We start from the raw sequence: 26550 nt of genomic DNA, 5'->3' as shown, positions 1-26550 counted from the left end.
CACCACTCGCCATTGCCCCCACCGACCATGCAGGCCGTCCACCACACGGATGTCTGCCAAGAAAGGGATGAACCATGGACACCACCGTCTTCTCCACCATCGAATCCGAGGTCCGCAGCTACAGCCGCGGCTGGCCCACCGTCTTCACCCAGGCCAAGGGCGCCGTCCAGACCGCTGAGGACGGCACCGAGTACCTGGACTTCTTCTCCGGTGCCGGCGCGCTGAACTACGGGCACAACCACCCGCTGCTGCAGAAGGCCCTGGTCGAGTACATCTCCAGCGATGCCCCGGTGCACTCCCTGGACATGATGACGCCGGCCAAGCGGGACTTCCTGCAGACCTTCAGTGACGTCATCCTGAAGCCGCGCGGACTGGACTACAAGGTCATGTTCCCCGGCCCGACGGGAACCAACACCGTGGAGGCCGCCCTCAAGCTGGCCCGTAAGGTGACCGGCCGCCAGCACATCCTGTCCTTCACCAATGCGTTCCACGGCATGACCCTGGGCTCACTGTCCGTGACCGGCAACTCGATGAAGCGCAAGGGCGCGGGCATCCCGCTGACCAACAGCTCGAAGATCCCGTATGACGACTACTTCAACGGTGAGACCGAGGACTTCATGTGGCTGGAGCGTGTCCTGGAGGATTCCGGCTCCGGCGTGGACAAGCCGGCCGCCATCATCGTGGAGACCGTCCAGGGCGAGGGTGGCGTGCGTGCCGCCCGCCTCGAGTGGCTCAAGCAGCTCTCGGATCTGTGCGGCAAGCACGAGATCCTGCTGATCGCGGACGATGTCCAGGCCGGCTGCGGCCGGACCGGCACCTTCTTCAGCTTCGAGGAGGCCGGCTTCACCCCGGACATCGTCTGCGTCTCCAAGTCGATCTCCGGTTATGGCCTGCCGATGGCCCTGACCCTCTTCCGCCCCGAGTTGGACGTGTGGGAGCCCGGCGAGCACAACGGGACCTTCCGCGGCAACAACCCGGCGTTCGTCACCGCCACCGCCACCCTGAAGGAATTCTGGGCCGACGACTCGTTCCAGAAGGGCCAGCTGGCCGAGGCCATCGCCACCGTGCACGGCGCCCTGGAAAAGATCGCCGCCTCCGTGGACGGGGCCTCCGTCCGCGGCCGGGGGCTGCTGGCCGGCCTGCATTTCGCGGACACGGAGGTGGCCGGCAAGGTGGCCGCCGAGTCGTTCCGGAACGGCCTGCTCGTAGAGACCTCCGGTCCCGACGATGAGGTCCTGAAGCTGATGCCGGCCCTGACCACCCCGAAGGACCAGTTGGAGCGCGGCATGGGCATCATCGCCGCCGCCGTCGCCAAGGTGACCGGCTCCGACGTCGCGTTCCAGCCGGGAAACGGCACGCTCGCCGCCGCCTGAGCCCCTGAGCGCCCCGGCGCTTTTCCCCACGGCATCGACGGCGGTACGTTGTGCGGCACAGACCGCGCCGACTGCCGTCGTGCCGCCAAAGATGTACTCACCGTCCTGACCGAAAGGAACCCATATGCTGGTGACCAACCTGAACGACCTGAACGACACCGAGCGCGACATCAAGTCGGAGACCTGGCGCTCACGCCGCATGGTGCTGGCGCGCGAAGGCGTCGGCTTCTCCTTCCACGACACCGTGATCTACGCCGGCACGACCTCGACGTTCCACTACGCGAACCACATTGAGGCCGTGTACTGCGTGCAGGGCGAGGGCACCCTGACCAACGAGGTGACCGGTGAGGTGCACGAGCTCAAGGACGGCACCATGTACCTGCTGGACGGCAACGAGAAGCACACGGTGCGCGCCACCACCGAGCTGCGGATGGCCTGCGTCTTCAACCCGCCGGTGACCGGCCGCGAGACCCACGACGCGAATGGCGTCTACCAGCTGGTCTTCGAAGAGGGTTCGGACCGCAAAGTGCCGAAGAAGGCCAACGTCGAAACCGAAGCGATGGCCTGATGGCCTGAGCGGCTGACGGGCGTGGACCGATACTGATCGGTGCCGGCCCAGGCCGTCCTCCTGTGGCCCGGTGCCCCGAACTCCGCTTGCGGGGGATCGGGGCACCGGGCCACAGTGGTAGGTGGGGTGACGGGGCATAGTAGGGCCCGCACCCGTGTGGTGAGAACCACCGAAACCGCGCAGAACACCGAAGGATAGGAGAAGACCGATGACTGCAACGGCAATGCAGCACAGAATCGACACCTACCCCACCCGGAACAATGGTGAGGTCAAGGTCATGCCCCGCGAGGATGCGGTGGTGTGGGGGTCCGCGTCAGAGGGCCCGCTGGACCGGGCAACCCTGGACGGGTTCGACGCCCGCGGGTACTTGTCGATCGACCGGCTGGTCAGCGATGACGAGGTGGCGGAGTTCCACCGGGAACTCGAACGCCTCTCGCACGACCCGCAGGTCCGCGCCGATGAGCGCTGCGTGATCGAGGCCAGTAGCCAGGAGGTTCGCTCCGTCTTCGACGTCCACCGCATCAGCCCGGTGTTCAAGAGGATCGCCAACGACCCGCGGGTGGTGGACCGGGCGCGGCAGCTGCTGGGCTCAGACGTGTACATCCACCAGTCCCGTGTGAACTTCAAGCCCGGTTTCGAGGGCAAGGAGTTCATGTGGCACTCCGACTTCGAGACGTGGCACGCGGAGGACGGCATGCCCGCCCCGCGGGCCGTCAGCCTCTCGATCTCGATGACGGACAACTACTCCTACAACGGGCCCCTGATGATCATGCCCGGCTCCCACCGGGAGTACGTCTCCTGCGACGGGGCCACCCCGGAGGACAACTACCTCAAGTCCCTGGTGATGCAGGGGGCCGGGACCCCGAGCAAGCAGATCCTGACGGACTTCTACGACCGCTACGGGATCGACGTGCTGGAGGGCCAGGCAGGCGGGGCCGTCATGTTCGACAGCAACTGCATGCACGCGTCCAACGGCAACGTCACCCCGTTCCCGCGGTCCAACGTGTTCATCGTGTTCAACTCGGTGGAGAACACGATCGGTGAGCCGTACGCCGCGTCCAAGCCGCGGCCCGAATTCGCCGGCTCGACCGATTTCACGCCGGCCGGACTGCGCTGACAGCACACCGGCATGCATCACTGTGCGGGCAGAAGCAACCGGTTGTTTCTGCCCGCACAGTCATCTGGCGACGGTCTGACTCCCGATCGATCCGGGGGAGGTCACCTCGGTGGTCCTACGCCTTCCTGTCGGCCTGGGTCGCCTCGTCGACCAGGGCCGCATCCTCCGGGTGTGCGGCCAGGTGCTCGCGGTGTGACTCATCCACGTGCAGGTCGGACCCCTCCACGGATTTCGGCACCATCGACACGGCCACGAAGGAGACGATGGCCAGCGCGGCGATGTAGACGCCGATGGTCCAGCTGGCACCGGTGCGGTTCAGCAGCAGCTGGGCGATCATCGGGGCGAAGGCGCCGCCGATGATCGAGCCGAAGGCGTAGCCGATGGACACGCCGGAATAGCGGACGTTGGCCGGGAACATCTCGGCGTACAGCGCGGACTGAGGGCCGTACGAGGGGCCGAGGCCGATGGTCAGGATGACGATGGCCAGGGTGAACAGCGGTAGTGAGGCTGTGTCCAGCAGGAACCACATGGGGATCGCCCACAGGATGATGATGCCGTAGCCGATCTGGAAGGTGCGGATCTTGCCGATCCGGTCACCGAGCCTGCCGCCGAGCATGGTGAACGCCAGCCAGCCGAGGCCGCCGATGAAGGAGGCCACCAGCGTGGACTCCCGGCTCATGCCCAGCACGTTGGCACCGTAGGAGGCGAAGAACGCGATGACCAGGTAGCCGGCCGCGTTGTTGGCGGCGAAGATCAGGGCGGCCAGGATGACGTTCTTCTTGTGGCTCTTCAGGAGCACGCCCAGGGGAGCGGCGGACTCCTTCTTGCGCAGCTGCATCTGCTTGAACACCGGGGACTCGTCCACGGCACGCCGGATGAGGTACCCCACGAGGATCAGTACCACGGAGGAGAGGAACGGGATGCGCCAGCCCCAGGCCATGAAGGCCTCCTCGGACATGAAGCTGGTCAGCAGCGTCATGAAGGCGGTGGCCAGGAGCATCCCGATCGGGACACCGATCTGCGGGTAGGAGCCGAAGGTGCTGCGCAGGTTGCGCGGGGCGTGCTCAACCGACATCAGGGCCGCGCCGCCCCATTCGCCGCCGGCGGAGAAGCCCTGGACGATGCGCAGGAAGATCAGGAGGATCGGCGCCCAGATGCCGATCACGGCGTGGGTGGGCAGCAGGCCGATCAGCGCCGTGGCCCCGCCCATGCCCACCAGGGTGAGCACCAGGATCATCTTGCGTCCGTACTTGTCTCCCAGGTGACCGGCGATGATGGCGCCGAGGGGGCGGAACAGGAAGCTGATGCCCAGGGAGGCCCAGGAGACCACCTGTGCCAGTGGTGCGTTCTCCGCGGCCAGCGGGGCGAAGAACAGGGGCGCGAGCACGAAGGCCGCGGCCTGGGCGTAGATGAAGAAGTCGTACCACTCGATGGTGGTGCCGACGAGGGTGCCAGCGAGGACCTTGCGCTCCTCGGCGCTGCGCCGCGGGCGGGCAGCCGCTGCGGTCGGTGAATCTGCCATGGTGAGCTCCAGATGACGGGTGGGATGCTGAGGACGGTGCGGATTAGTGACTGACCGTTCGGTCACCGCACGATGATAATCGACTCCTGTGAGTCACGCCACATTGACCTCGCGACGGTTCGCCTGGTTGACCCCGTCTGCCGAGGGTGCGAATCTAATAGTGAACGATTGGTCGGTAATTGTATGCCGCCTGGTCAGTGAACCCTGCATCCCCGTCGAACGGAGCCGAAGTGAGCGAAGCATTCCTGATCGGAGGAGCCCGCACGCCGGTCGGCCGGTACGGGGGTGCCCTCTCCTCCGTCCGGCCGGACGACCTGGCCGCGGTGGCCATCCGCGCCGCCGTCGAGCGATCCGGGCTGGACCCGGCCTCGGTCGATGAAGTCATCTACGGCAACGCCAATGGCGCGGGCGAGGAGAACCGCAATGTCGCCCGGATGGCCTGGCTGCTGAACGGCTACCCGGACCACGTGCCGGGCATCACCGTCAATCGCCTCTGTGCCTCCGGCATGAGCGCCATCCAGATGGCCACCCACATGATCCAGGCCGGTGCGGCCGAGATCGTGGTGGCCGGAGGCGTCGAGTCCATGTCCCGCGCCCCCTGGGTCATGGAGAAGCCGGCCACGCCGTTCGCCAAGCCGGGCGAGGTCGTGGACACCTCCATCGGCTGGCGCTTCACCAACCCGGCCTTCCTGTCCGGGGAGTACTCCCGTGGAGGTAAGGCCACCTACTCCATGCCGGAGACGGCCGAGGAGGTGGCCCGGGTCTACAACACCTCGCGCGAGGACTGTGACGCCTTCGCCGTCCGGTCCCACGAACGTGCCCTCGCCGCCATCGAGGCCGGGCGCTTCGCCGAGGAGATCGTCCCCGTGACGGTGAAGGGACGCAAGGGCGCCGAGACGGTGGTGGACACCGATGAGGGGCCGCGGCCGGGCACCTCGGCCGACGTCCTCGCCGGGCTGCGCCCCGTGGTGAAGGGCGGCAGCGTGGTCACCGCCGGCAATGCCTCCACCCTGAATGACGGGGCCTCCGCGATCATCGTCGCCTCCGAGGCCGCCGTGGCGAAGTACGGGCTCACGCCTCGAGCCCGGGTGCTGGCGGGCGCCTCGGCCGGGCTGGCGCCGGAGATCATGGGCATGGGGCCGGTCCCGTCCAGCCGCAAGGTGCTGGAACGCACGGGCACCGCGGTCGGTGACCTCGCCGCCGTCGAGCTCAACGAGGCCTTCGCCTCGCAGTCCCTGGCCAGCCTGCGCGAGCTGGGACTGGATGCCGGAACGGTGAACAACGACGGCGGCGCGATCGCCCTCGGACACCCGCTCGGCTCTTCCGGGTCCCGGATCGTGATCACCCTTCTCGGCCGGCTCGAGCGTGAGGCATCCCCGGGCGCGCGGGGCCTGGCCACGATGTGCGTCGGCGTCGGCCAGGGCGCGGCGCTCCTGGTGGAGGCGGTCTGATGGCCTCGGTGGACGCCCTGGACCCGGACAGCTTCACCACGTTGGTGGTTGATGAGGGTGGGGATCGGGTGGTGGTGCGGTTGCATCGGCCTGCGGTGCGTAATGCGATCGATCAGGTGATGGTGGATGAGTTGCATACGGTCTGCGCGTTCCTGGAGCGGGTGCCGAAGGTGTTGATCCTGACCGGGACCCCGTCGGATCCGGAGGGTGGGGTGAAGGGGGTCTTCGCTTCGGGGGCGGATATCGCCCAGTTGCGTGAGCGTGGCCGGGACGATGCGCTGGCCGGGATCAACTCCACGCTCTTCGAGCGGATCGCGAAGCTGCCGATGCCGGTGATCGCCGCCCTGGATGGCCACGCCCTGGGTGGGGGTGCGGAGTTGGCGTATGCCGCTGACTTCCGGCTCGGCACGGCGGCGTTGCGGATGGGCAACCCCGAGACGAACCTGGGCATCCTGGCCGCCGCGGGGGCGACCTGGCGGCTCAAGGAGTTGGTGGGGGAGCCGTTGGCCAAACAGATCCTGCTGGCCGGGAAGGTTCTGACCGGTTCGGAGTGCCTGGCGGCCGGACTGATCAGCGCGCTGGTCGAACCGGCAGAGCTGATGGATGCCGCGCTGTCGTTGGCGGATCGGATCGGGGCGCAGGACCCGTTGGCGGTCCGGATCACCAAGTCCGTGTTCCACGCCCCCCGTGAAGCGCATCCGGTGATCGATACCCTGGCCCAGTCCATGCTCTTCGAGTCCGAGGCCAAGTTCGAGCGGATGCAGGCCTTCCTCAACCGCAAGAACACCAAACCCACCCAGACCACCCAGACCAGCAAGACCACCACCAGTCAGGAGCAGTCATGAGCAGTGCAGAGTCCGTCACAGTGCCGGGGCGGGTCGGGGTCCTCGGTGGGGGCCGGATGGGTGCCGGGATCGCGCACGCATTCTTGGTCAAGGGCTCCGAGGTCGTCGTGGTCGAGCGCGATGAGGCAGCAGCGGCCGCGGCCCGGGACCGCGTGGCCGTCTCGGCCCAGCGGTCTGCTGAGCGTGACCAACTCGAGACCAGCCTCGAGGAGGTCCTGGACCGCCTGACGGTCTCCGTGGATCGGGAGGTCTTCGCGGGCCGGGAGTTGGTGATCGAGGCGGTCCCGGAGGACTGGGAACTGAAAGTCTCCTCCCTCAAGGACGTGGAGCGGTATCTGGATGTGGGGGCGGTGCTGGCCTCGAATACCTCGAGCCTGTCCGTGACCGGGCTCTCGGCGGAGTTGGTGCATCCGGAGAACTTCCTGGGGTTGCATTTCTTCAATCCGGTGCCGGCCTCGACCCTGATCGAGGTCGTGGTCGGGGCCCAGACTGCCCCCGAATGGGTGGAGGCGGCCCGGACCTGGACCGCGGGGCTGGGCAAGACTGCCGTGGTGGTCAATGACGCCCCCGGTTTCGCGTCCTCCCGGCTCGGGGTCGCGATCGCGCTGGAGGCGATGCGGATGGTCGAGGAAGGCGTGGCCAGTGCCGAGGACATCGACAACGCGATGGTCCTGGGCTACAAGCACCCCACCGGGCCGCTGAAGACCACCGACATCGTCGGACTGGACGTGCGGTTGGGCATCGCGGAATACCTGGCCTCCACCCTGGGTGAGCGCTTCGACCCACCCCAGATCCTGCGGGACAAGGTCGCCGCCGGCGAGCTCGGCCGCAAGACCGGCCAGGGCTTCTTCACCTGGACTTGACCACCAGCACCACCCTGCCACTTCGCTCTTCCCGATTCCCTGTCCCCCTTCGCGCTTTCCGGGCAGAAATGAGTACTCATTTCTGCCCGGAAAACGCGTGGAGCACCACCGGACGCCGTCCCAGCCCAGGCTCAGCGGCAGCCCAGCCCAGCGGCCACCCAGCCTCAGCGGCCGGACAGTGGATTGTCGAGGTCCCCGGCGTAGGCCAGGGATCCGGCGGGGTCCGTCAGGTCCACCATCTGCCGGTTGTTCCGCAGCTGCAGGCGGTTCAGGCAGGACAGCCGGAAAGTCGGTTCCAGCAGGCGCAGGGCGTCGAAACGTTCGGCCGTCTCTGGGTGCCGGGCCCGGTAGTCCGTCAGACGCTCGGCGACCACGGACCAGAACCGGTCCTCGGTGACCAGGCCCTCGCGCTCGAGCAGCGGGGCCAGGAAGCGCAGGAAGCAGTCCACGATGTCCGTCAGGATGGACAGCCCGTGGTCCTCCGGGGCCACCTCGGCCCGGAGGCGCTCGACGCCCGGGGGCAGGTCCGTCCGGTCCCCGAGCACCGCGACCTCCTCCGCCAGATCCTTCAGCAGCACCCGCTCGGGGGCGCCGTCCCGCAGCACCAGGATCACGTTCTCCCCGTGCGGCATGAAGACCAGGTCATGGCGGACCAGGCAGTGCACGATCGGCACCAGGTACGCGTCCAGGTAGCGTTCCAGCCACACAGTGGCCTCCAGTCCTGAACACCGAATGTACGCAGCGGCCAGGGAGGCCCCGTCGGCATCCGTGTGCAGCAGGGAGGCCATGGTGGCCAGCTGCTCGCCCGGCCCGATCCGCGGGGCCGGTGACTCCCGCCAGAGGGCCGCGAGCATCTTCCGGTAGGCCGAATCCCTTTCGGTGGCCGCATGGAAGAGTGGATTGGCATACCCGACGGCGGCGACCTCCCGCAGCAGCTGAACACGCCCCGGGTCCAGCTCGGGGTCCGCGGCGAACACCCCCTGAAGCCAGTCGTTGATCGCCGGCGTCGCGTCCATGTACTCCGCTGACAGCCCCCGCAGGAACCCCATGTTGAGGACGGACAGGGCCGTCTTGACGTAGTGGCGCTCCGGGGCCGAGCGGTTGAAGAACGTCCGGATCGACTGCTGCGGCTGATAGAGGTCCTCCGTGGCACCCAGGTGCACCAGGTGCCCGGTGGCCACGTCCGCGGCGAAGGTCACCGAGAGGCGGTGACGCCACTGCCAGGGGTGCACGGGCAGGGGCAGGAAGTCCGCGGGGTCCAGCCCGGTCTCCTCGCAGGCCCGCTCCAGCCGGGTGCGGAAGGCGGACCGCAGCTCCGGGCCGAGCTCCGCCTCGAGCAGTCCGTCCAGGTCCAGGCCGTCCACGGCGGTGAACCGCGTCCGGGACACATGAGCCGCCACCCACTCCAACGGCAGGGCCGAGCCGGTCTCCGGGGCCAGCTCCAGGTAGTCGTCCGTGCCCAGCCCGAGCCGGCCGTTGTTGGCCACAAAACAGGGGTGGCCCTCGGTCATGGCAGCCTCGATCCGCTGGAAGTCGGCCACGGCGTCCCCCGTGCCCGCGGCGAGCTCCGCCGCGGTGGCCACGGCGTGCAACTGCTTGTAGCAGTGCGAGGCCAGCGTGCTGCCGATCTCCTCCAGGTACACCGGCAGTTGCGCCGCGGACAGGCCGAGCACGTCGCGGAAGGCCGTGACGAACCGCTGGACGTCGGGCACCGCCGGTGCCCAGCCGGCGTCGGGCCCCGGGTCAACATCACCCGGCCTCCCGACGCCGGCCGCCGCACCGCCCTCACGAGCCTCGCCTGGGTGCCCGGCCCGTTCCTCGCAGCGCAGGGACGCGGCATCGATGTCCCAGTGGTCCAGCGCGTAGCGCCGCGCCTGGAACCGGTAGCGCACGCCGGGGCCGTCCAGTTGCCAGGTGCCGTCCCGGAACACAGCTTCGAGAAGCCGCTCATGGCTGAACTCGGCGAGGGCCTTGGCCAGCAGATGACGGTTGGCGGTGGCCCAGCGGACCGGTGACAGGTGGGCGACGGTGTCCGCAGGACGACCGGTGGCGGCGGCGAAGTCCGACCGGGTGCAGAAAGACAGCTGGGCTGTCTTGGCCGGGGAGCCGTCCGCGGAGGGGAGGTCCAGCCGCTCGACGGGCCGGAATCCACACCGCGCATTGAGCGCCTGGATCGCGGAGTTCCGCGCATCCGGTTCGACCACGACGCGCAGCACCGCCGGGTCCGCGAACAGATGTTCCAGCGACGCCTCCATGGCGGCGGCACTGTAGCCGGACTCGGTCCCACCGGCGCGGTCCGCGGCACCCGGATCGCCGAAGCCGGTGGTGACCGGGTTGCCGGGATCCGCGGAGCCCGGGGCCGGCAGCAACAGGTGCAGTCCGGCGTCGCCGTGCCGCCCGGCGTAGCGCCCGGCCAGCACGGAATGGGCCGGATCATAGGTCTCGAGCAGGAAGGCCGGCGTCCCGCCGCGTCGCTCGTCCCGGGCGAGGAGCGCGTGATGATGTGGATCGGCGGCGATCCGCTCGTGCTCGGTGCGGACCTGCTCCACGCTCGCTCCGGTCAGGCCCCAGAAGTGGGCTCTCTCGGTGGAGACCCAGGAGTGGAGCAGCTCGGCATCGGCCGCCGGGTCGACGGGGCGGAAGGAGAAGCGGGGTGTGCCCGGGGCGGTGCCGTCGGCGCCGTGCACCTCAACCGGGGTGGGGATGGTGGTCTGGTCGATCATCGAAGGGCCTCCTGGAGGTCGGCGGACGGGGTGGTCGGTGCTGAGGCGCCGACGGCATGGGCGGCGGGATCGAAGGTCGCGTGGCTGCCGGGCGTCCCGAACTCCTGGAAGGCGATCCGTCGTTCCACCACGTAGTGCTCGCGCCCGCACAGGCGGTTGACGAGTACGGAATTCCGGTAGGCGCCCATCCCCAGGTCCGGCGCCGTGAACCCGTGGGTGTGCAGTTCGGCGTTCTGGACGAACACGTCGCACTGCCGGCCGATGCCGTAGCCGCGGTCCACGTCCCAGCGCCCGTCCGGGAGGCGGGACAGCCGGTTCTCGACGCCGGCCAGGAAGTCCGGTTGGCGGTAGGCGTAACCGGTGGCCAGGACGACGGCGTCGACCTCGGTCTCCTGGAGCCCGCCGTCCTCGCCGTGGCGTAGGGACAGCACCAACCGGCCGCCGCGTTCGTGGAGGCCCTCGAGCGCGGTGGCCGTCCGCAGGGTGGCCGGGGCGGGGCCGTCCACGCTGGCCGCGTAGAGGCGGTCGAAGATGCCGTTCAGCAGGTCCGCGTTGACGCCCTTGTACAGGCCCTGATGCTCCGCGCCGAGGCGGTCCCGGGTGGGTTGCGGCAGGGCGGTGAAGTGGTCTATGTAGTCCGGGGACGTCATCTCCAACGTCGGCTTGGTGTACTCGAGCGGGAAGAACCGGGGGGACCGGGTCAGCCACTCCACGTGCCGGTGCTCGCCGGCTCCGGCCAGCAGGTCGTCGAAGATCTCCGCGGCGCTCTGCCCGCTGCCCACGACGGCGACGCGCTCGGCTGCCAGCAGCCGCTCCCGGGCGGGGAGGTAGGCGGAGGAATGGACGACGCGCGGGTCGGAGCGCCAGGGGCCGGGGACGGCGTCGGGCATCTGGGGTTCGGTGCCGGTGCCCAGAACGAGGTTCCGTGCCGCCAGGGTGCGCGGGCCGTCCGGAGTGTGCGTGGTGACGCGGTAGGCCGTGCCGTCATGCTGGAGGTCCGTCACCCGGTGCCCGTACCTGACCGGCAGCCGCTCGGCGGCCCAGGCGAGGTACTTGGCGTACTCGGACCGCAGGGGGTAGAAGTCCTCCCGGATGTAGAAGGGGTAGAGGCGTCCGGCGTCCTTGAGGAAGGCGAGGAAGGACAGGGGATGGGTGGGATCGGCCAGGGAGACCAGGTCGGCGAGGAACGGCACCTGCAGGTGTGTGCCCGCCAGCATCATCCCCGGATGCCATTGGGGCGCGTCCCGGGCCTCCAGGACCGCGACATCCAGGCCGGCGGGACCGGCGAGGGCGGCGAATCCGAGGTTGAACGGTCCGGCGCCGATCGCGATGGCGTCATGGACGACGGGCGCGCTCATGCGGCCGCCTCCGCACCGGCCACGGCACGCCCATGCCGGACCACGGCCTCCAGGATGGCCTGGACATCGGCCACGGTGGTGCGCGGGTTGAGCAGGGTCAGCTTCAGGTGACGCCGGCCGGCGACGGTGGTGGCGGCGACCATGGCCTCGCCGGAGCGGTACAGCGAGCGCCGGAGGGCGTCCTGCAGGCGGTCCACGGACGAGTCCTCCGCCCCGGGCCTCGACGCCGGTGCGAACCGGAACACCACGGTTCCGAGCTGGACCGGGGCGGCGAGCTCGAGTTCGCCGGTCTCCTCCACCAGCCGGCCCGCCTCGGCGGCCAGGTCCAGGGTGGCATCGAAGAGTTCGCCGAGGACCTCGGAGCCCAGGGAACGCAGGGTCACCCACAGTTTGAGGGCGTCGAAGCGCCGGGTGGTCTGCAGTGACTTGTCCACCTGGTTGGGACTGTCCGGATCCTGGTCCGGGTTGAGGTAGTCGGCGTGGTGGGTGATGTGGGCGAACCGGCTGCCCTCGGCCACCAGCAGCGCGCTCGAGCCGATGGGCTGGAAGAACGACTTGTGGAAGTCCACGGTCACGGAGTCGGCCCGTTCGATGCCCGCGAGACAGTGCCGGCGGGTGGGGGAGGCGAGCAGTCCGCAGCCGTAGGCGGCGTCCACGTGGAACCAGGCGCCGTTCCTGCGGGCCGTCGCGGCCAGGGCGTCCAGCGGGTCGATGGCACCGAAGTCAGTGGTGCCGGCCGTGGCGACGACGGCCAGGGCGCGGAGCCCCCGCGCCGCGTCCGCGCTCATGGCCCGCTCCAGGGCGACCTGGTCCATGCGGCGGTTCCGGTCCACCGGGATCGGCACGACGGCATCCGCACCCAGGCCGACGTGGACGGCAGAGCGCACGATGCTGAAGTGGCTGTCCTGGGAGGCATAGATCCGCCAGCCGGTCAGCCGCTGCGGGAGGGGACCGGTCCCGGGGGAGACGGCGCGGTTGCGGGCCATCAGCAGGGCCTGCAGGTTCGACTGGGTGCCGCCGCTCGTGAAGATCCCGTCCGCTGCCGGGCCCAGTCCGGCCAGGTCAGCCGCCCACCGCACCAGGCGCCGCTCGATCAGGCTGGCGCCGGCGGACTGGTCCCAGGTGTCCATGGAGGTGTTGATGCTCGTCACCAGCGCCTCCGCTGCCACGGCCGGCAGGGCCACCGGGCAGTTCAGGTGGGCGGCGTACCGGGGGTGGTGGAAGTACACCGCGTCGTCCAGATAGAGCGAGGACGCCTCGGCCAGCGCGGCCTCGGTCGAGCCGAGGGGTGCCCCGAGGTCGACGCCGGAGACGGACTCCTGCAGGTCCGCCGGGTCCGGCCCGGTGGTCGGCGACTGGGCCCGGACGATCGCCGCGGCGGCCAGCAGGGCGGCGGTCCCGGTGTCCTGCACGAAGCGGTGCGCGTTGTCAGCGGAGAGCAGGGCGGCGTCCGTGGCCGGGTGCGGCGGGAGGAGGGCCGGGGTCTGCCTCGGGATGGTCTGACCGCTGGGAGCGGCCGGGGCCATCTGCTCGGTGGAGCTGGGGGCTGTCATACTGTCCCTTCGTTGATGAGGTTAGCCTTACCTAACCGGCGTCCATTAAAAGCACAGAGGTGGACCGTAATTCAACTGGACCTTTGGCCAGGGGCGGCAAGGCGCGAGACTGCGGGACTGCGGGGCTGCCGGGTCGGATGGCCCATCCGGAAGGCTGTGTGCTGGACCACCCTCCTGTTAGGGTGGTGATCATTACTGACCGATCGTTCAGAAAGGCCTCTGTCGGATGACCACGCACACCACCGCCGCCACTGTCCCCAGCTACGTCCTCGACCAGTGGTGGACCCCCGCAGAGGGGTCCCGCACCGCGGAGGTCCGCGACGCCAATACCGGTGAAACCATGCTCCGCTTCGGGGCCGAAGGCCTGGACCTGGGCGAGGTGCTGGCGCACGCCCGCACCGTCGGCCAACGCGAGCTCGGGGCACTGACGCTCCACGAGCGGGCGCTGAAGCTCAAGGACCTCGCGCTGTTCCTCAACAGCCGGCGAGACGAGCTGAACGCCCTGTCCCACCGCACGGGGGCCACCGCAGTGGACAACATGGTGGACATCGACGGCGGTATCGGCGTCCTGTTCACCTACTCGTCCAAGGGGCGGCGCGAGCTGCCCAACGCCAACGTCATCCAGGATGGGGGCGTGGAGCCGCTGTCCAAGGACGGCTCGTTCATCGGCACCCACATCTACACGCGCATCCCGGGTGCCGCCGTGCAGGTCAACGCGTTCAACTTCCCGGTCTGGGGCATGCTCGAGAAGTTCGCGCCGTCCTTCATCGCCGGTGTGCCGACCATCGTCAAGCCAGCCACCCCCACCGGCTATGTCACCGAGGCCGCGGTGCGGATCATGATCGAATCCGGGATCCTGCCGGCGGGCTCGCTGCAGCTGATCTCCGGATCGGCCCGCGGCCTGTTGGACGTCATGGACTACCGTGACCTGATGGCCTTCACCGGCTCGGCCTCCACGGCGCAGTCGCTCAAGGCCCACCCGAACGTGGTGACCGGGGGTGTCCGCTTCACCGCCGAGACCGACTCGCTCAACGCCGCCATCCTCGGTCCGGACGCCGTCGAAGGCACCCCGGAGTTCGACGCCTTCGTCAAGGCCGTCGTCACCGAGATGACCGTCAAGGCCGGGCAGAAGTGCACGGCCATCCGGCGCACCATCGTCCCGGAGGGACAGCGGGACGCCGTGGCCCGAGCCGTCTCCGCGCGGTTGGACTCACGTGTGGTCCTCGGCGATCCGCGCGCCGAGGGCGTCACCATGGGCGCCCTGGCCTCCCTGGACCAGTTGCGGGACGTGCGCGGTGCCGTCGAGGACCTGCTCGCCGCCGGGGGTGAGCTGGCCTATGGCACCCTGGACGCTCCCACGGTGCGCACCGCCTCAGGTGAGGAGGCCGTCGTCGAGCACGGTGCCTTCATGTCCCCCGTGCTGCTGTCCTGGGCGGACGGGGACGCCGAGGCCGTGCACTCCCGCGAGGCCTTCGGCCCCGTGACCTCCCTGCTGGGCTACACCGACGTGGCCGACGCCGTCCGCCTGGCCGCGCGCGGCTCCGGCTCCCTCGTGGCCACCGTGTGCACCAACGATCCGGAGGTGGCCCGCGCGCTGACCACCGGGATCGCCGGCCACCACGGCCGCGTGCACCTGCTCAACCGGGAGACCGCCCGGTCCAGCACCGGCCACGGCTCGCCGATGCCGCAGCTGGTCCACGGCGGTCCGGGACGGGCCGGCGGCGGCGAGGAACTCGGCGGCATCCGCGCCGTCCTGCACCACATGCAGCGCACGGCTCTGCAGGGCTCGCCGAACCTGGTCACGGCCGTCACCGGCGTGTGGCAGACCGGGGCGGACCGCCGCATCGCGGGCTCGGCGGCATACGGGGCCGAGGCCGGACAGGAGCACCCGTTCCGGAAGTCACTCACCGACCTGCGGATCGGGGATGCCCTGGCCTCGGATCTGCGCCAGGTCACCCAGGAGGACATCACGGCGTTCGCCCACACCACCGGGGACACCTTCTACGCCCACACGAACCCGGAGGCGGCCGCGGCGAACCCGTTCTTCCCGGGCACCGTGGCGCACGGCTACCTGCTGGTGGCCTGGGGCGCCGGACTCTTCGTGGAGCCGGCCCCCGGCCCGGTGCTGGCCAATTACGGCCTGGAGAACCTGCGGTTCGTCACCCCGGTGGCAGCCGGCGACTCCATCCGCATCACCCTGACCGCCCAGAAGATCACGCCACGGGTGACGGATGAGTACGGCGAGGTCGCCTGGGACGCCGTGATCCACAATCAGGACGACGAGATCGTGGCGACCTACACCGTCCTGACCCTGGTCGAGAAGGAGGACACCCTCTACCGGAACTGGACCGACTGAGCCCCTCGGCCGGCCACAGGGCCAGGGCACGGACCAGAGCACGACGGCGGCTGGTCACCTTCTCGGAAGGTGACCAGCCGCCGTCGTGCTGGGGTGGGCAAGCGCTGGGTCAGGCGCGGGCGCGCAGCCCGTCCACGATCATGGCGATCGCGTTCTCCTCGACCTGTGCGGGGGAGACCGGGCCTTCCGGGCGGTACCACTCCACCAGGGAGTTGATCATGCCGAACATCAGCCGGGTGGTGGTGCGGGGCTCCACGTCGCTGCGCACCCTGCCCTCGGCCTGGGCCGCCGTCACGAGGTCCACGATGGTGTGGTCCACCGTGCGGCGGCGCTGCAGGGCGTCACGCTCGATCTCGGTGTTGCCGCGCAGGCGCAGCAGCAGGGTGACGTAGGGCTGGCGGTCGATCAGGACGCGAATGGTGGAGCGCAGGATGTACTCAAGGCGCTCGATGGTGCCGCCGTTCTGGGCGCGCTCATCCTCCCCGATGGCCTCCAGGGGGATGAGTGCCTCGTCCAGGGCCAGCCGCAGCAGGTCCCCCTTCGAGGGCACGTGGTGGTAGATCGCCGACTTGCTGACCCCGAGCTCCACGGCGAGCATCCCCATGGAGGTGGCGTCATAACCATGGCGGTTGAACACCTGGACGGCGATCTCCAGCACCGAGTCCTGGTCATAGCCGGGCCGGCCCCGCCGGGGGGACTTCGGCACGGCGGAAGCGGTCGTCATGTCAGGTCTCCTGATCAGCGCGGGTGGATGGTCCTACGGTCCTGCTGACTCAGGGCGTGCGCAGGTCGTGGATCCGCTTCAGCTTACCCACGGACCGCGGCAGGGACTCCGGGTCCACCACGTCGATGCGGCAGCTCGAGCCCACGTGGATCTTGATGAGCTTCTGCAACTCGCCGGCGGCGGCCAGCGCCCGGTCCGTGGTGCAGTCGTCCCGGCGCTCGATCTTCACGGCCAGCTTGTCCATCCGGCCGGGCCGGGTGATCTCCAGCTGGAAGTGCGGGGACAGGCCGGCGACGGTGAGGGCGAGTTCCTCAATCTGGCTGGGGAACAGGTTCACCCCGCGCAGGATGATCATGTCGTCCGAGCGCCCGGTGATCCGCCCCATCCGCCGGTGGCCCGGGCGGGCGGTGCCCGGCAGCAGCCGGGTCAGGTCGTGGGTGCGGTAGCGGATGATGGGCAAGGCCTGCTTGGTCAGTGCCGTGAACACGATCTCGCCGTGCTCGCCGTCCTGGAGGACCTTGGTGTCGTCGAAGGCGTCCACGATCTCCGGGCGGAAGTGGTCCTCCCAGATGTGGCAGCCGTCCTTCGTCTGCCCGGACTCGCCGGCGACCCCGGGGCCCATGACCTCGGAGAGTCCGTAGATATCGCAGGCGTCGATGGCGAACATCTCCTCCAGCTCGTGGCGCATCTCCTCGGTCCACGGTTCGGCGCCGAGCACGCCGACCTTCAACGAGGTCTTGCGCGGGTCGAGGCCGGCGCGCTGCATGGCGTCACCGATCGTCAGCAGATAGGTGGGGGTGCACAGGATGGCGTCCGGCTGGAAGTCCTGGATCAGCGTGATCTGCTTCTCCGTCTGCCCGCCGGACATCGGAATGACCGTGGTGCCGAGGCGCTCGGCGGCCCCGTGGGCTCCCAGGCCGCCGGTGAAGAGCCCGTAGCCGTAGGCATTGTGCACCTTCATGCCCGGGGTGACCCCGGCGATCCGGAGGCAACGGGCGCCGAGCTTGGCCCAGTCGTCCAGGTCCTGTTGCGTGTAGCCGACCACGGTGGCGCGGCCGGTGGTGCCGGAGGAGGCGTGGATCCGGGCGACCTGCTCCTGCGGGACCGCGAACATGCCGAAGGGGTAGGACCGTCGCAGGTCCTCCTTGTCCGTGAAGGGGAACTTCGCCAGGTCCGAGAGTTCCTTCAGGTCGCTGGGGTGGACGCCGGCGGCGTCGTACTTCTCCCGGTAGAGCGGGACGCGCTCATAGGCGTAGGCCACCGTGTCCTGGAGGCGGGCCAGCTGCAGGGCCTCGATCTGGTCGCGGCTCATCGTCTCTTCAGGGTCCAGCCCGAGGGTCGCGTCGGTCGTGGAGAGGGTCTCGGTCATCATCGGAAGCCTTAATGTGTGCGGTGGTACTGGGGTTGCTGCTGGGTGCTGCTGGGTGCTGCGAGGCGGGGCGACGAGCGCCGGCGCGGGCTCCGGGTCAGCGCTTGGGGATGGTGCGGGACCGCCCGCGGAACTCCGCGATGACCTCGGTGCCGCCCTCCGGCAGGGATTGGCGGACCTGGATGTCGTAGAGGCCGCTGCGGCCGTTCTGCTGGCGCCGGTCGGCCACCGCGGTCAGCAGCCGCCCCGGGATGCCGGGCTTCAGAAAGTTCATGTCCACGCCCGAGGCCACCGTGACCGTCTCGTCCGACCCCTCGGCCGGATTGCACGCCAGCGCGAAGGCCGAGTCCGCCAGGGCGAACACCATGCCCCCGTGGGCGATGCCGAAGCCGTTCAGCATCTCCTGGCGCAGGGTCATGGTGATGACGGCGTGCCCGTCGGCGATCGCCTCCACCTCGATGCCCATCCACTCGCTGGCCGGGTCGTTCTGGAGGATGGCGTGCCAGTCGCCCAGCCGGGACGCTGCCTGCGGGGCCTTCTCCGTGGTGGTCATGGCGCTCCAATCATTATCTACTGAACGATCATTAGGTAATCTCAATCTGTGACCTGGGTCAAGTTGCGGGTCGCGGTCAGCGTAGGCCGCGTGTTGACGAACGGCGAGCCGATGCCTATATACTGAACGAACGGTCGGTAAATAAGACGGCTCCCATCCGTGCCCCGGTGGCACGGATGGAGATGACATCCGCCGCACCGCACACGGCGATTCCGAGAATGAGGTGGTCACCATGGCCGAACAGAAGAGCTCCGGCGGGCACCTGGCTGCCGTCCGGACACCGGAGGACATCGAGGGTGAGCGCCGGTTCGACGCGATCATCGCCGAGGACTCCCGCATCGAGCCCCGGGACTGGATGCCCGAGGCCTACCGCAAATCACTGACCCGGCAGATGTCCCAGCACGCGCACTCCGAGATCATCGGGATGCAGCCGGAGGCCAACTGGATCACGCGCGCCCCCAGCCTCAAGCGCAAGGCCATCCTGATGGCCAAGGTGCAGGACGAGGCCGGCCATGGGCTCTACCTGTACTCGGCCACCGAGACCTTGGGGACGGACCGGGACACCCTGAATGACCAGCTGCTCACCGGACGCGCCAAGTACTCCTCGATCTTCAACTACCCCGCTCGCACGTGGGCGGACATGGGCGCGATCGGCTGGCTCGTCGACGGTGCGGCCATCGCCAACCAGGTGCCGCTGTGCCGTGCCTCCTACGGCCCTTATGGACGGGCCATGGTGCGCGTCTGCAAGGAAGAGTCGTTCCACCAGCGCCAGGGATTCGAGATCCTGCTGGAGCTGTCCCGCGGCACCGAGGCCCAGCGGACCATGGCCCAGGACGCCATCAACCGCTTCTACGCCCCGGCACTGATGATGTTCGGCCCCTCAGACACGGACTCGCCGAACTCGCAGCAGTCCATGGCGTGGAACATCAAGCGCTTTTCCAACGACGACCTGCGTCAGCGGTTCGTCGGCATGATCGTCGAGCAGGTCAAGGTCCTCGGCCTGAGCCTGCCGGATCCGGACCTGCGTTACGACGAGGAATCCGGTCAGTGGCTGCACATGGAGCTGGACTGGGACGAGTTCAAGCGGGTGGTCTCCGGGGGTGGCCCCTGCAACTCCCAGCGCCTGGCCCGTCGCCGGGAGGCCCATGAGGATGGCGCCTGGGTCCGAGAGGCCGCAGCCGCCTTCGCGCGGAAGCAGCAGGACGAGCAGAACCAGCAGGACCAGAAGGCAGAGGTGGCATGACCATGAGCAGCACGGTGATCGGCCAGGACGGCCAGGACGGCCAGAGCAACCAGAACAACCAGAGCAAGCAGAACCGTCAGTCCGGCCAAAAGGCCTCGACGTCGGCCGGCTGGCCGCTCTGGGAGATCTTCGTGCGCTCCTCTCGGGGCCTGTCCCATGTCCACGCCGGTTCGCTCCACGCGCCGGATGCGGAGATGGCCGTCCGCAACGCGCGGGACCTCTACACCCGGCGCAACGAGGGCGTCTCCCTCTGGGTGGTCCGCTCCACGGACATCGCCACCTCGGACCCGGATGCCAAGGACATGATGTTCGAATCGCCTCAGGGCAAGGACTATCGCCACGCCACGTACTACAAGGAGAGCGAAGGGGTGAAGCACCTGTGAACGGTCCCTCCGATCAGATGACTGACCAGAAGACCGGCCAGGCGGCCGACCGGCTGCCGGACCACAGCCTCGACAGCTTCGGCGACGCCGCGGCGTCGGCCACGCGGGTCACCCCCGGCAACGCCCTGCGTCCCGAGGACATCGCCCTGCAGAAGGCGGCTCCCGCCGGCGACGCCGCCGCGCGGTATGCCCTCCATTTGGGCGATGACGCCCTAATCCTCGCCCAACGGCTCTCACATTGGATCTCGCGCGGGCCCGAGCTGGAGGAGGACGTGGCCCTGGGCAACATCGCCCTCGACCAGTTGGGCCATGCCCGTTCCTTCCTCAGCTACGCGGGCAAGGCCTGGGGTCAGACGGAGGACGACCTGGCCTACTTCCGCGAGGAGGAGGACTTCACGTCCCTGCACCTGGTCGAGCAGCCCAACGGCGATTTCGCCGAGACGATGGTGCGCGGCCTGTTCATGGCCCTCTACCAGCACCAGGTCTACGCCCGGCTGCTGGACTCGGCCGACGAGACCATCGCCGCCATCTCCGCAAAGGCGCTCAAGGAGGTCGACTACCACCTGGAGCATGCTGAGCTGTGGACCCTGCGCCTGGGCCGGGGCACCGAGGAGTCGGCCCGCCGGATGCGCCGCGCCCTGGACAAGCTCTGGCCCTACACCGAAGAATTGTTCCAGGACGAACCGCTGCACGACGAGCTCGAGGGCATCGCCGTCCGCCCGTCCACACTCCGGGCACAGTGGGAGGAGCAGGTGCGGGACATCCTCGACCGATCAGGGCTGGCCGTCCCGGAGGTCCCCGCCGCCCTGTGCCTCGGCCGCCGCGGCGAGCACTCCGAGCACCTGGGATACATCCTCGCCGAGATGCAGGTGCTCGCCCGCAAGCATCCCGGTGCCACCTGGTAGACGTCAGGAGGACCACCATGACACCCACCACCACAGACACCATCACCACGGCCACTGAGCGTGCCGCGGAAGGTGACCGACTCCACCGCATCGCAGCCCGGGTCACCGACCCCGAGATCCCGGTGTTGACCATCGCCGACCTGGGCATCCTGCGGGACGTCGAGCAGGACGGTGACGGCGCCGTCGTCGTGACCATCACCCCGACCTATTCGGGGTGCCCGGCCATGGACGCCATCCGGCAGGACCTGGAGCACGAGTTCGCCGTGGCCGGCTACGAGGAGGTCCGCGTGGACCTGGTGCTGTCCCCGGCCTGGTCCACCGACTGGATGACGGACGCGGGCAAGGCCAAGCTCGAGGAGTACGGCATCGCCCCGCCCACCGGGGCCGGCCATCGGGGCACCGTGACCCTCGGCCTGGCCGTGAAGTGCCCGCACTGCCATTCGCTGAACACCCGCGAACTCGCCCGCTTCGGTTCCACCTCCTGCAAGGCCCTGTACTCCTGCCGGGACTGTCTGGAACCCTTCGACTACTTCAAGGTGCTCTCATGACCGCAACCGCCACCGAAACCGCCCCCGCACGCCGCCGCGCCACCTTCCACTCCCTGGAGGTGGCCGGTGTCCGCCGGCTGACCGCCGACGCCGTCGAGGTCACCTTCGCGGTGCCCGAGGAGCTGGTGGACGACTACGACTACGCGGCCGGCCAGTACGTGGCCCTGCGCAAGGAGTTGCCGGGCGAGGACGGCGCACTGCACGAGGTGCGCCGCAGTTACTCGATCTGCGCCGAGCCGAGGCCCGGAGAGATCCGCGTGGCTATCAAGCGGGACCTCGGCGGGCTCTTCTCCAGCTGGGCCAACGAGCACCTGGTGTCGGGGGACACCATCGACGTGATGAGTCCCGCCGGCGCGTTCATCTCCCAGCACCGGATGACCGAGCTGAACGATCCGGAGTCGATCGACACGGACACCGAGCACTCGTTCGTCGCAGTGGCTGCCGGATCCGGCATCACCCCGGTCATCGCGATCGCCCGCACGGTGCTGGCGTCCAATGACCAGGTCCGCTTCGACCTGGTGTATTCCAACCGGGCCGCCATGGACGTGATGTTCCTCGAAGAGCTGGCCGACCTCAAGGACCGCTACCCCGCCCGCTTCGCCCTGCACCACATCCTGACCCGGGAGCAGCGGATCTCACCGCTGCTCTCCGGCCGGATCGACCACGAGAAGCTCTCGACCCTGTTGTCCTCCGTGATGCGTCCGGAGACCGTGGACGAGTGGTTCCTCTGCGGCCCGTTCGAACTGGTCCAGCTGGTCCGGGACGAGCTGACCGCCCTGGACGTGGACGCGGGCAAGGTCCGCTACGAGCTGTTCACCACGGGTGACCCGAAGCAGGGCCGCCCGGAGGGCAACATCGGCCGTCCCGTGGAGGTTGACGAGGCCGGGGAGAATTTCCAGATCTCCTTCACCTTGGACGGACTGCAGGGCGAGGTGAAGTCCCCCAAGGGGCAGCGCGAGTCGGTGCTCAACGCCGCTCTTCGGGTCCGCCAGGACGTGCCCTTCGCCTGCGCCGGCGGCGTGTGCGGCACGTGCCGGGCCAAGGTGGTCGAGGGCACCGTGGAGATGGATGAGAACTACGCGCTCGAACCGGACGAGGTCGAGAAGGGCTACGTGCTGACCTGCCAGTCCCACCCGACCTCGGACACCCTCGTCCTCAACTACGACGCCTAGGAGAGAACGCATGATCGAACTGAACCTGGCCGATGGGATCGCCGAGGTCGTCCTCAACGCCCCGGAGAAGATGAACGCCCTCAATGCCGAGGCGCTCGCCGAACTCGAGCAGGCCTACGACGACGCCGCTGCCGCCGCCTCGCGCGGTGAGGTGCGGGCCCTGCTGCTGCGGGGCGAGGGCCGCGGGTTCTGCGCCGGGCGGGACATCTCCGGGGTTACCCCGGCCGACGACGACGTCCTGGGCTACCTCGGTGGGAAGGTCACCCCGCTGCTGCAGAAGATGAGCGCCTTCCCGGCGCCGACCTTCGCCGCCGTGCAGGGTGCGTGCCTCGGCGTCGGGCTCGGGCTGGCGATCGCCACGGATGTGGTCTACGTGGCCGAGAACGCCAAGATCGGCTCGCCGTTCGCGAACTTGGGGGCCACGTTGGACTCCGGTGGGCACTGGCTGTTCACCGAGCGGCTGGGCTCCCACCGTACCCTGGACCTGATCTACACCGCGGAGCTGATCAGCGGGGCCGAGGCGGTGGCCTCCGGACTGTTCTCGCGGGCCCTGCCGGCGGAGAGCCTGCTGAAGGACACCCGCGGCATCGTGGCTCGGGTGGCGACCGGGGCGACGGGGGCCTTCCTGGCGTCCAAGGAACTCGTGGCCCAGGTACGCGATCAGCGGCTGGGGCTCTGGGAATCAGTGGCCCGAGAGAACCAGGCCCAGGCCGACCTGTGCGGCACGGCCGACTACGCCGAGGGATTCGCCGCGTTCCAGGAGAAGCGCCGGCCCGTGTTCCAGGGAGTCGCCAGCACACCCGCGCCCCGCTGACCTCCCCGCACCACCACCGCTTTGAGTCGAGTTGGGGTGGGCGTGTGACGAAGAACCCACCCCAACTCAACTCAACGTCCGGGGGTGGGCGGGTATCCGACGTAGCCGGACATCAAGGTCTCAAGGCACGGTGCTCTACCGGGTGTCCGCGTCCTCGAAGATCACGAACGTCTGGGTGTCCAGCACCGCGGGCAGGGGCTGGATGAGATCGAAGACCACCCGGCGCAGGTCCAGGTTGTCCCTCGCCCGGACCAGCAGCAGCACATCGAAGTTCCCGCCCACGAGGCTGACATGGTAGACCTCCGGGATCTTCGCGAGGGTCTCCCTGACCTCCCGCCAGCCGTGCTGGCGCAGCTTCAGCGTGACGTAGGCCGAGGAGCGCAGGCCCGCACGGACCGGGTCCACCACCGCGCTGTAGCGGGTGATGACGCCGTCCTGCTGCAGCCTGTTGATCCTGGCGTAGGCATGCGCGCGGGAGATATGGACCCTCTGGGCCAGGGCGGTCACCGATTGACGGCCGTCCCTCGTGAGCTCGGCCAGGATCTGCTCATCCACGAAGTCGATCGGTGCGGGCACGGGGCCCATGGAATCCCTCCCTCACAGAGGCGGTGCACTGTTACAGAACATCCACCAGAATAAGCAATTTCCGCCATTCGTCCACAGTCTTGCCGTGCGGCGGCGACGAAGCCTCGGCTCGATCCACACTAGTGGTTACAAAGTGACTACCGCAGTGACGTGGACCACGGCCGGCACGCGGCCCAGGAGGAACGATGAGCGAGGACACCCGCATCGGCATCACCGATGCCGCCCGCAGCTTCGGCATTACGCCGGAGGACTACATGCTGCCGGCCCGCGACCTGATCCAGATGGTGGACCAGGAGGGCCGGCTCCTGGGTGCCGGCCCGGACCCGGAGCCGGGTCACGATTACCCCGTCCCGGCCGACGAGGACCTGCTGGAGGCGTACCGCCGCCTCGTGGTGGGCCGGCGCATCAATGACCAGAACTCCGCGCTGGTGCGTCAGGGCCGAATGGCGGTCTACCCCTCCAGCCACGGGCAGGAGGCCTGCCAGGTCGCCGTCGCGGCCTGCCTGGAGGAGGGGGACTGGCTGTTCCCCACCTACCGGGACACCGTGGCCGTGATCTCCCGCGGGGTCCCGCCCGTGGAGGCTATGACCGTCTTCCGCGGTGACTGGCACGGTGGCTACCATCCGGGAAGGCACAAGGTCGGCATCCAGTCCACCCCGCTGACCACCCAGTTGCTGCACGCGGTCGGGGCCGCGCATGCGGCGAGACTGCGCGGGGAGGACACCGTGGTGGTGGCCCTGTGCGGGGACGGGGCCACCAGCGAGGGTGACTTCCATGAAGCACTGAACTTCGCGGCCGTCTTCCATCTGCCGGTGATCTTCTTCGTCCAGAACAACCAGTACGCCATCTCCGTGCCCTTGGCCCGCCAGACGGTGGCGCCGTCGCTGGCGCATAAAGCTGTGGGTTATGGGATGGCGGGGGAGCGCGTGGACGGCAATGACCTCGTCGCGCTGCTCGCCGTCCTCGAGCGGGGTGTGCGCCTCGTCCGCGGCGGTGCGGGTCCCCTGCTGGTCGAAGCGCAGACCTACCGGATCCAGGCCCACACCAACGCCGACGACGCCACACGGTACCGCGAGGACGCGGAGGTGCAGGAATGGCTGGCCAAGGACCCGGTGAAGCGGATGCGCACCTACCTGACCGGTCGCGGCCTGCTGGCCGACGAGCTGCAGGCCCGCTTCGAGCGGGAGGCCGAGCAGGTCGCCGCCGAGCTGCGGGACGGACTCAATCAGGACGTGACCGGCGACCCGCAGGATCTCTTCGCCCACGTCTACACCGTCCCCACTCCACAGCTGACCGAGCAGTCCGCCCAGCTGTCCGAGGAACTCGCCCGCGAGGAGGCATCATGAGCGCCCGCCAGACCACCGGCCCGGACATCGGTTCAGTCGACACCATGGACAACGCCGTGGACGCGGCCCGGGAGGCCACCACCCGGGCCGGCGGGGCGGGTGTCCCCGGACCGCGGCCCGACTCCCCGGTGGCCCCGGCACCGCCGGGGCCGGTCACGATGGCCAAGGCCCTCAACGCGGCCCTGGCCGATGCGCTGGCCGCCGATGCCGGCGTCGTGGTGTTCGGCGAGGATGTGGGCACCCTCGGCGGGGTCTTCCGCATCACGGACGGCCTGGCCGCACGTTTCGGAACGGAGCGGTGTTTCGACACCCCGTTGGCCGAGTCCGGGATCGCCGGCATGTCCGTGGGCATGGCGATCAACGGGATGCGGCCGGTGATCGAGATGCAGTTCGACGCCTTCGCCTATCCGGCCTTCGAGCAGATCGCCTCGCACGTGGCGAAGATGCGCAACCGCACCCGGGGGGCCGTGGCGATGCCCATCGTCATCCGCATCCCGTACGCGGGGGGCATCGGCGGCGTGGAGCACCATTGCGATTCCTCGGAGGCCTACTACGCGCACACCCCGGGCCTCAAGGTCGTCACCCCGGCCACCGTGACCGACGCCTACCTGCTGCTGCGGGCGGCCATCGACTCGGACGACCCGGTCGTCTTCATGGAGCCCAAGAAGCTGTACTTCGCCAAGGACCGGGTCGACCTGGATGCTCTGCGCGAGCAGTACGACGCCGGCCGGTCCGGTCCCGGGGCCGGTGCGGATCCGCGGGCCGCGCTGGAATCCGGCGGGGCCGCCGTCGCGCGGACCGGAACCGACGCGACGCTGATCGCGTACGGTCCGTCCCTGCCCACCGCGCTGGCCGCGGCGGCCGCCGCCCAGGAGGAGGGGCGCTCGCTGGAGGTGGTGGACGTGCGCACGATCGTCCCCTTCGACGACGCCACCGTGGTCGCGTCCGTGGTCAAGACCGGCCGGGCCGTGGTTATCACCGAGGAGACCGGATTCGCCTCCGTTGCCGCGGAGATCACCGCCCGCGTCCAGCAGCGCTGCTTCCACTCCCTGGCCGCGCCCGTACTGCGGGTCACGGGCTTCGACATCCCCTATCCGGCGCCGAAGCTGGAGCACCATTTCCTGCCCTCGGTGGACCGCATCCTGGACGCCGTGGACGACCTGCAGTGGGAGGACTGAC

General features: G+C 69.2%; 23 protein-coding genes. 15 read left to right on the top strand and 8 right to left on the bottom strand.

What is annotated here, in order from left to right; translation table 11 throughout:
• The first annotated feature begins 74 nt into the window (after positions 1-74).
• From ectB to thpD, 3 genes are all read left to right on the top strand, one after another.
• Positions 75-1373: a diaminobutyrate--2-oxoglutarate transaminase gene (gene ectB, locus AB0333_RS06760; protein WP_366217897.1), complete on the top strand. Its 1299-nt coding sequence runs from the start codon at positions 75-77 to the stop codon at positions 1371-1373.
• Between the two features lie 124 nt (positions 1374-1497).
• Positions 1498-1941, top strand: a complete 444-nt coding sequence (locus tag AB0333_RS06755) for an ectoine synthase (protein ID WP_115932809.1) — start codon at positions 1498-1500, stop codon at positions 1939-1941.
• Positions 1942-2149: 208 nt separating this feature from the next.
• Positions 2150-3058, top strand: coding sequence for an ectoine hydroxylase (thpD, locus tag AB0333_RS06750; RefSeq protein ID WP_366217896.1), 909 nt, complete (start codon positions 2150-2152; stop codon positions 3056-3058).
• A gap of 115 nt (positions 3059-3173) precedes the next feature.
• On the opposite strand, the gene AB0333_RS06745 is transcribed toward thpD, so the two are convergent.
• The gene (locus AB0333_RS06745) at positions 3174-4580 is read right to left on the bottom strand and encodes an MFS transporter (protein WP_366217895.1); all 1407 of its coding nucleotides are present in this window, start codon (positions 4578-4580) and stop codon (positions 3174-3176) included.
• 230 nt (positions 4581-4810) lie between these two features.
• Here AB0333_RS06745 and AB0333_RS06740 point away from each other — a divergent pair, with 230 nt between their 5' ends.
• From AB0333_RS06740 to AB0333_RS06730, 3 genes are read left to right on the top strand one after another with little or no spacing between them, the layout of a single operon-like run.
• Positions 4811-6031, top strand: a complete 1221-nt coding sequence (locus AB0333_RS06740; protein WP_366217894.1) for an acetyl-CoA C-acyltransferase — start codon at positions 4811-4813, stop codon at positions 6029-6031.
• Positions 6031-6876 carry an enoyl-CoA hydratase/isomerase family protein gene (locus AB0333_RS06735; RefSeq protein ID WP_366217893.1) on the top strand — a complete coding sequence of 282 codons (846 nt, stop codon included), beginning with the start codon at positions 6031-6033 and terminating at the stop codon, positions 6874-6876. Before AB0333_RS06740 ends, AB0333_RS06735 begins: the two co-directional genes overlap by 1 nt.
• The gene (locus AB0333_RS06730) at positions 6873-7739 is read left to right on the top strand and encodes a 3-hydroxyacyl-CoA dehydrogenase family protein (protein WP_366217892.1); all 867 of its coding nucleotides are present in this window, start codon (positions 6873-6875) and stop codon (positions 7737-7739) included. The genes AB0333_RS06735 and AB0333_RS06730 overlap by 4 nt, the downstream gene beginning before the upstream one ends.
• A 164-nt stretch (positions 7740-7903) precedes the next feature.
• On the opposite strand, the gene AB0333_RS06725 is transcribed toward AB0333_RS06730, so the two are convergent.
• From AB0333_RS06725 to AB0333_RS06715, 3 genes are read right to left on the bottom strand one after another with little or no spacing between them, the layout of a single operon-like run.
• Entirely contained in the window at positions 7904-10462 is a 2559-nt protein-coding gene (locus AB0333_RS06725; protein ID WP_366217891.1) for a GNAT family N-acetyltransferase, read from the bottom strand.
• Positions 10459-11820, bottom strand: coding sequence for a SidA/IucD/PvdA family monooxygenase (locus tag AB0333_RS06720; protein WP_366217890.1), 1362 nt, complete (start codon positions 11818-11820; stop codon positions 10459-10461). Before AB0333_RS06720 ends, AB0333_RS06725 begins: the two co-directional genes overlap by 4 nt.
• The gene (locus AB0333_RS06715; RefSeq protein ID WP_366217889.1) at positions 11817-13373 is read right to left on the bottom strand and encodes an aspartate aminotransferase family protein; all 1557 of its coding nucleotides are present in this window, start codon (positions 13371-13373) and stop codon (positions 11817-11819) included. The genes AB0333_RS06720 and AB0333_RS06715 overlap by 4 nt, the downstream gene beginning before the upstream one ends.
• A 226-nt stretch (positions 13374-13599) precedes the next feature.
• Here AB0333_RS06715 and paaZ point away from each other — a divergent pair, with 226 nt between their 5' ends.
• Positions 13600-15729, top strand: a complete 2130-nt coding sequence (gene paaZ, locus AB0333_RS06710; RefSeq protein WP_366217888.1) for a phenylacetic acid degradation bifunctional protein PaaZ — start codon at positions 13600-13602, stop codon at positions 15727-15729.
• A 109-nt stretch (positions 15730-15838) separates the two neighbouring features.
• On the opposite strand, the gene AB0333_RS06705 is transcribed toward paaZ, so the two are convergent.
• From AB0333_RS06705 to paaI, 3 genes are all read right to left on the bottom strand, one after another.
• Positions 15839-16453 (bottom strand): TetR/AcrR family transcriptional regulator, encoded by a 615-nt coding sequence (locus AB0333_RS06705; protein WP_366217887.1) that lies wholly within the window; start codon positions 16451-16453, stop codon positions 15839-15841.
• Between the two features lie 49 nt (positions 16454-16502).
• Positions 16503-17822 carry an AMP-binding protein gene (locus tag AB0333_RS06700; protein ID WP_366218107.1) on the bottom strand — a complete coding sequence of 440 codons (1320 nt, stop codon included), beginning with the start codon at positions 17820-17822 and terminating at the stop codon, positions 16503-16505.
• 97 nt (positions 17823-17919) lie between these two features.
• Positions 17920-18375: a hydroxyphenylacetyl-CoA thioesterase PaaI gene (paaI, locus tag AB0333_RS06695; protein WP_366217886.1), complete on the bottom strand. Its 456-nt coding sequence runs from the start codon at positions 18373-18375 to the stop codon at positions 17920-17922.
• Between the two features lie 232 nt (positions 18376-18607).
• Here paaI and paaA point away from each other — a divergent pair, with 232 nt between their 5' ends.
• The 6 genes from paaA to AB0333_RS06665 are packed head-to-tail and all read left to right on the top strand — an operon-like array spanning position 18608 to position 23440.
• Entirely contained in the window at positions 18608-19618 is a 1011-nt protein-coding gene (gene paaA / locus AB0333_RS06690) for a 1,2-phenylacetyl-CoA epoxidase subunit PaaA (RefSeq protein WP_366217885.1), read from the top strand.
• Positions 19615-20001: a 1,2-phenylacetyl-CoA epoxidase subunit PaaB gene (paaB, locus tag AB0333_RS06685; RefSeq protein ID WP_366217884.1), complete on the top strand. Its 387-nt coding sequence runs from the start codon at positions 19615-19617 to the stop codon at positions 19999-20001. Before paaA ends, paaB begins: the two co-directional genes overlap by 4 nt.
• A 17-nt stretch (positions 20002-20018) precedes the next feature.
• Positions 20019-20906 (top strand): 1,2-phenylacetyl-CoA epoxidase subunit PaaC, encoded by an 888-nt coding sequence (paaC, locus tag AB0333_RS06680; RefSeq protein WP_366217883.1) that lies wholly within the window; start codon positions 20019-20021, stop codon positions 20904-20906.
• Between the two features lie 17 nt (positions 20907-20923).
• Positions 20924-21454, top strand: coding sequence for a 1,2-phenylacetyl-CoA epoxidase subunit PaaD (gene paaD / locus AB0333_RS06675; protein ID WP_366217882.1), 531 nt, complete (start codon positions 20924-20926; stop codon positions 21452-21454).
• A complete protein-coding gene (gene paaE / locus AB0333_RS06670; protein WP_366217881.1) occupies positions 21451-22626 on the top strand; it encodes a 1,2-phenylacetyl-CoA epoxidase subunit PaaE in 1176 nt (391 codons plus the stop codon). Before paaD ends, paaE begins: the two co-directional genes overlap by 4 nt.
• 10 nt (positions 22627-22636) lie before the next feature.
• Positions 22637-23440, top strand: coding sequence for an enoyl-CoA hydratase/isomerase family protein (locus tag AB0333_RS06665; RefSeq protein ID WP_366217880.1), 804 nt, complete (start codon positions 22637-22639; stop codon positions 23438-23440).
• A gap of 135 nt (positions 23441-23575) precedes the next feature.
• Here the strand turns inward: AB0333_RS06665 and AB0333_RS06660 are convergent, their stop codons facing one another.
• Positions 23576-24025, bottom strand: coding sequence for an Lrp/AsnC family transcriptional regulator (locus AB0333_RS06660; protein WP_115932824.1), 450 nt, complete (start codon positions 24023-24025; stop codon positions 23576-23578).
• Between the two features lie 185 nt (positions 24026-24210).
• Here AB0333_RS06660 and AB0333_RS06655 point away from each other — a divergent pair, with 185 nt between their 5' ends.
• Positions 24211-25371, top strand: a complete 1161-nt coding sequence (locus AB0333_RS06655; protein ID WP_366217879.1) for a thiamine pyrophosphate-dependent dehydrogenase E1 component subunit alpha — start codon at positions 24211-24213, stop codon at positions 25369-25371.
• Between the two features lie 158 nt (positions 25372-25529).
• Complete coding sequence (locus tag AB0333_RS06650; RefSeq protein ID WP_245952493.1) at positions 25530-26549, top strand: transketolase C-terminal domain-containing protein; 1020 nt, start codon at positions 25530-25532, stop codon at positions 26547-26549.
• The last annotated feature ends 1 nt before the right edge of the window (position 26550 follow it).

This window comes from Citricoccus sp. NPDC079358, assembly GCF_040702545.1.
GTDB lineage: Bacteria > Actinomycetota > Actinomycetes > Actinomycetales > Micrococcaceae > Citricoccus.
This window is presented reverse-complemented; position numbering and strand designations above follow the sequence as displayed.

Bases quoted from the DNA above. Each gene is read 5' to 3' on its own strand.
- ectB (WP_366217897.1), top strand. From the start codon at position 75: ATGGACACCACCGTCTTCTCCACCATCGAATCCGAGGTCCGCAGCTAC.
- AB0333_RS06755 (WP_115932809.1), top strand. From the start codon at position 1,498: ATGCTGGTGACCAACCTGAACGACCTGAACGACACCGAGCGCGACATC.
- thpD (WP_366217896.1), top strand. From the start codon at position 2,150: ATGACTGCAACGGCAATGCAGCACAGAATCGACACCTACCCCACCCGG.
- AB0333_RS06745 (WP_366217895.1), bottom strand. From the start codon at position 4,580: ATGGCAGATTCACCGACCGCAGCGGCTGCCCGCCCGCGGCGCAGCGCC.
- AB0333_RS06735 (WP_366217893.1), top strand. From the start codon at position 6,031: ATGGCCTCGGTGGACGCCCTGGACCCGGACAGCTTCACCACGTTGGTG.
- AB0333_RS06730 (WP_366217892.1), top strand. From the start codon at position 6,873: ATGAGCAGTGCAGAGTCCGTCACAGTGCCGGGGCGGGTCGGGGTCCTC.
- AB0333_RS06725 (WP_366217891.1), bottom strand. From the start codon at position 10,462: ATGATCGACCAGACCACCATCCCCACCCCGGTTGAGGTGCACGGCGCC.
- AB0333_RS06720 (WP_366217890.1), bottom strand. From the start codon at position 11,820: ATGAGCGCGCCCGTCGTCCATGACGCCATCGCGATCGGCGCCGGACCG.
- AB0333_RS06715 (WP_366217889.1), bottom strand. From the start codon at position 13,373: ATGACAGCCCCCAGCTCCACCGAGCAGATGGCCCCGGCCGCTCCCAGC.
- paaZ (WP_366217888.1), top strand. From the start codon at position 13,600: ATGACCACGCACACCACCGCCGCCACTGTCCCCAGCTACGTCCTCGAC.
- AB0333_RS06705 (WP_366217887.1), bottom strand. From the start codon at position 16,453: ATGACGACCGCTTCCGCCGTGCCGAAGTCCCCCCGGCGGGGCCGGCCC.
- AB0333_RS06700 (WP_366218107.1), bottom strand. From the start codon at position 17,822: ATGACCGAGACCCTCTCCACGACCGACGCGACCCTCGGGCTGGACCCT.
- paaI (WP_366217886.1), bottom strand. From the start codon at position 18,375: ATGACCACCACGGAGAAGGCCCCGCAGGCAGCGTCCCGGCTGGGCGAC.
- paaA (WP_366217885.1), top strand. From the start codon at position 18,608: ATGGCCGAACAGAAGAGCTCCGGCGGGCACCTGGCTGCCGTCCGGACA.
- paaB (WP_366217884.1), top strand. From the start codon at position 19,615: ATGACCATGAGCAGCACGGTGATCGGCCAGGACGGCCAGGACGGCCAG.
- paaC (WP_366217883.1), top strand. From the start codon at position 20,019: ATGACTGACCAGAAGACCGGCCAGGCGGCCGACCGGCTGCCGGACCAC.
- paaD (WP_366217882.1), top strand. From the start codon at position 20,924: ATGACACCCACCACCACAGACACCATCACCACGGCCACTGAGCGTGCC.
- paaE (WP_366217881.1), top strand. From the start codon at position 21,451: ATGACCGCAACCGCCACCGAAACCGCCCCCGCACGCCGCCGCGCCACC.
- AB0333_RS06665 (WP_366217880.1), top strand. From the start codon at position 22,637: ATGATCGAACTGAACCTGGCCGATGGGATCGCCGAGGTCGTCCTCAAC.
- AB0333_RS06660 (WP_115932824.1), bottom strand. From the start codon at position 24,025: ATGGGCCCCGTGCCCGCACCGATCGACTTCGTGGATGAGCAGATCCTG.
- AB0333_RS06655 (WP_366217879.1), top strand. From the start codon at position 24,211: ATGAGCGAGGACACCCGCATCGGCATCACCGATGCCGCCCGCAGCTTC.
- AB0333_RS06650 (WP_245952493.1), top strand. From the start codon at position 25,530: ATGGCCAAGGCCCTCAACGCGGCCCTGGCCGATGCGCTGGCCGCCGAT.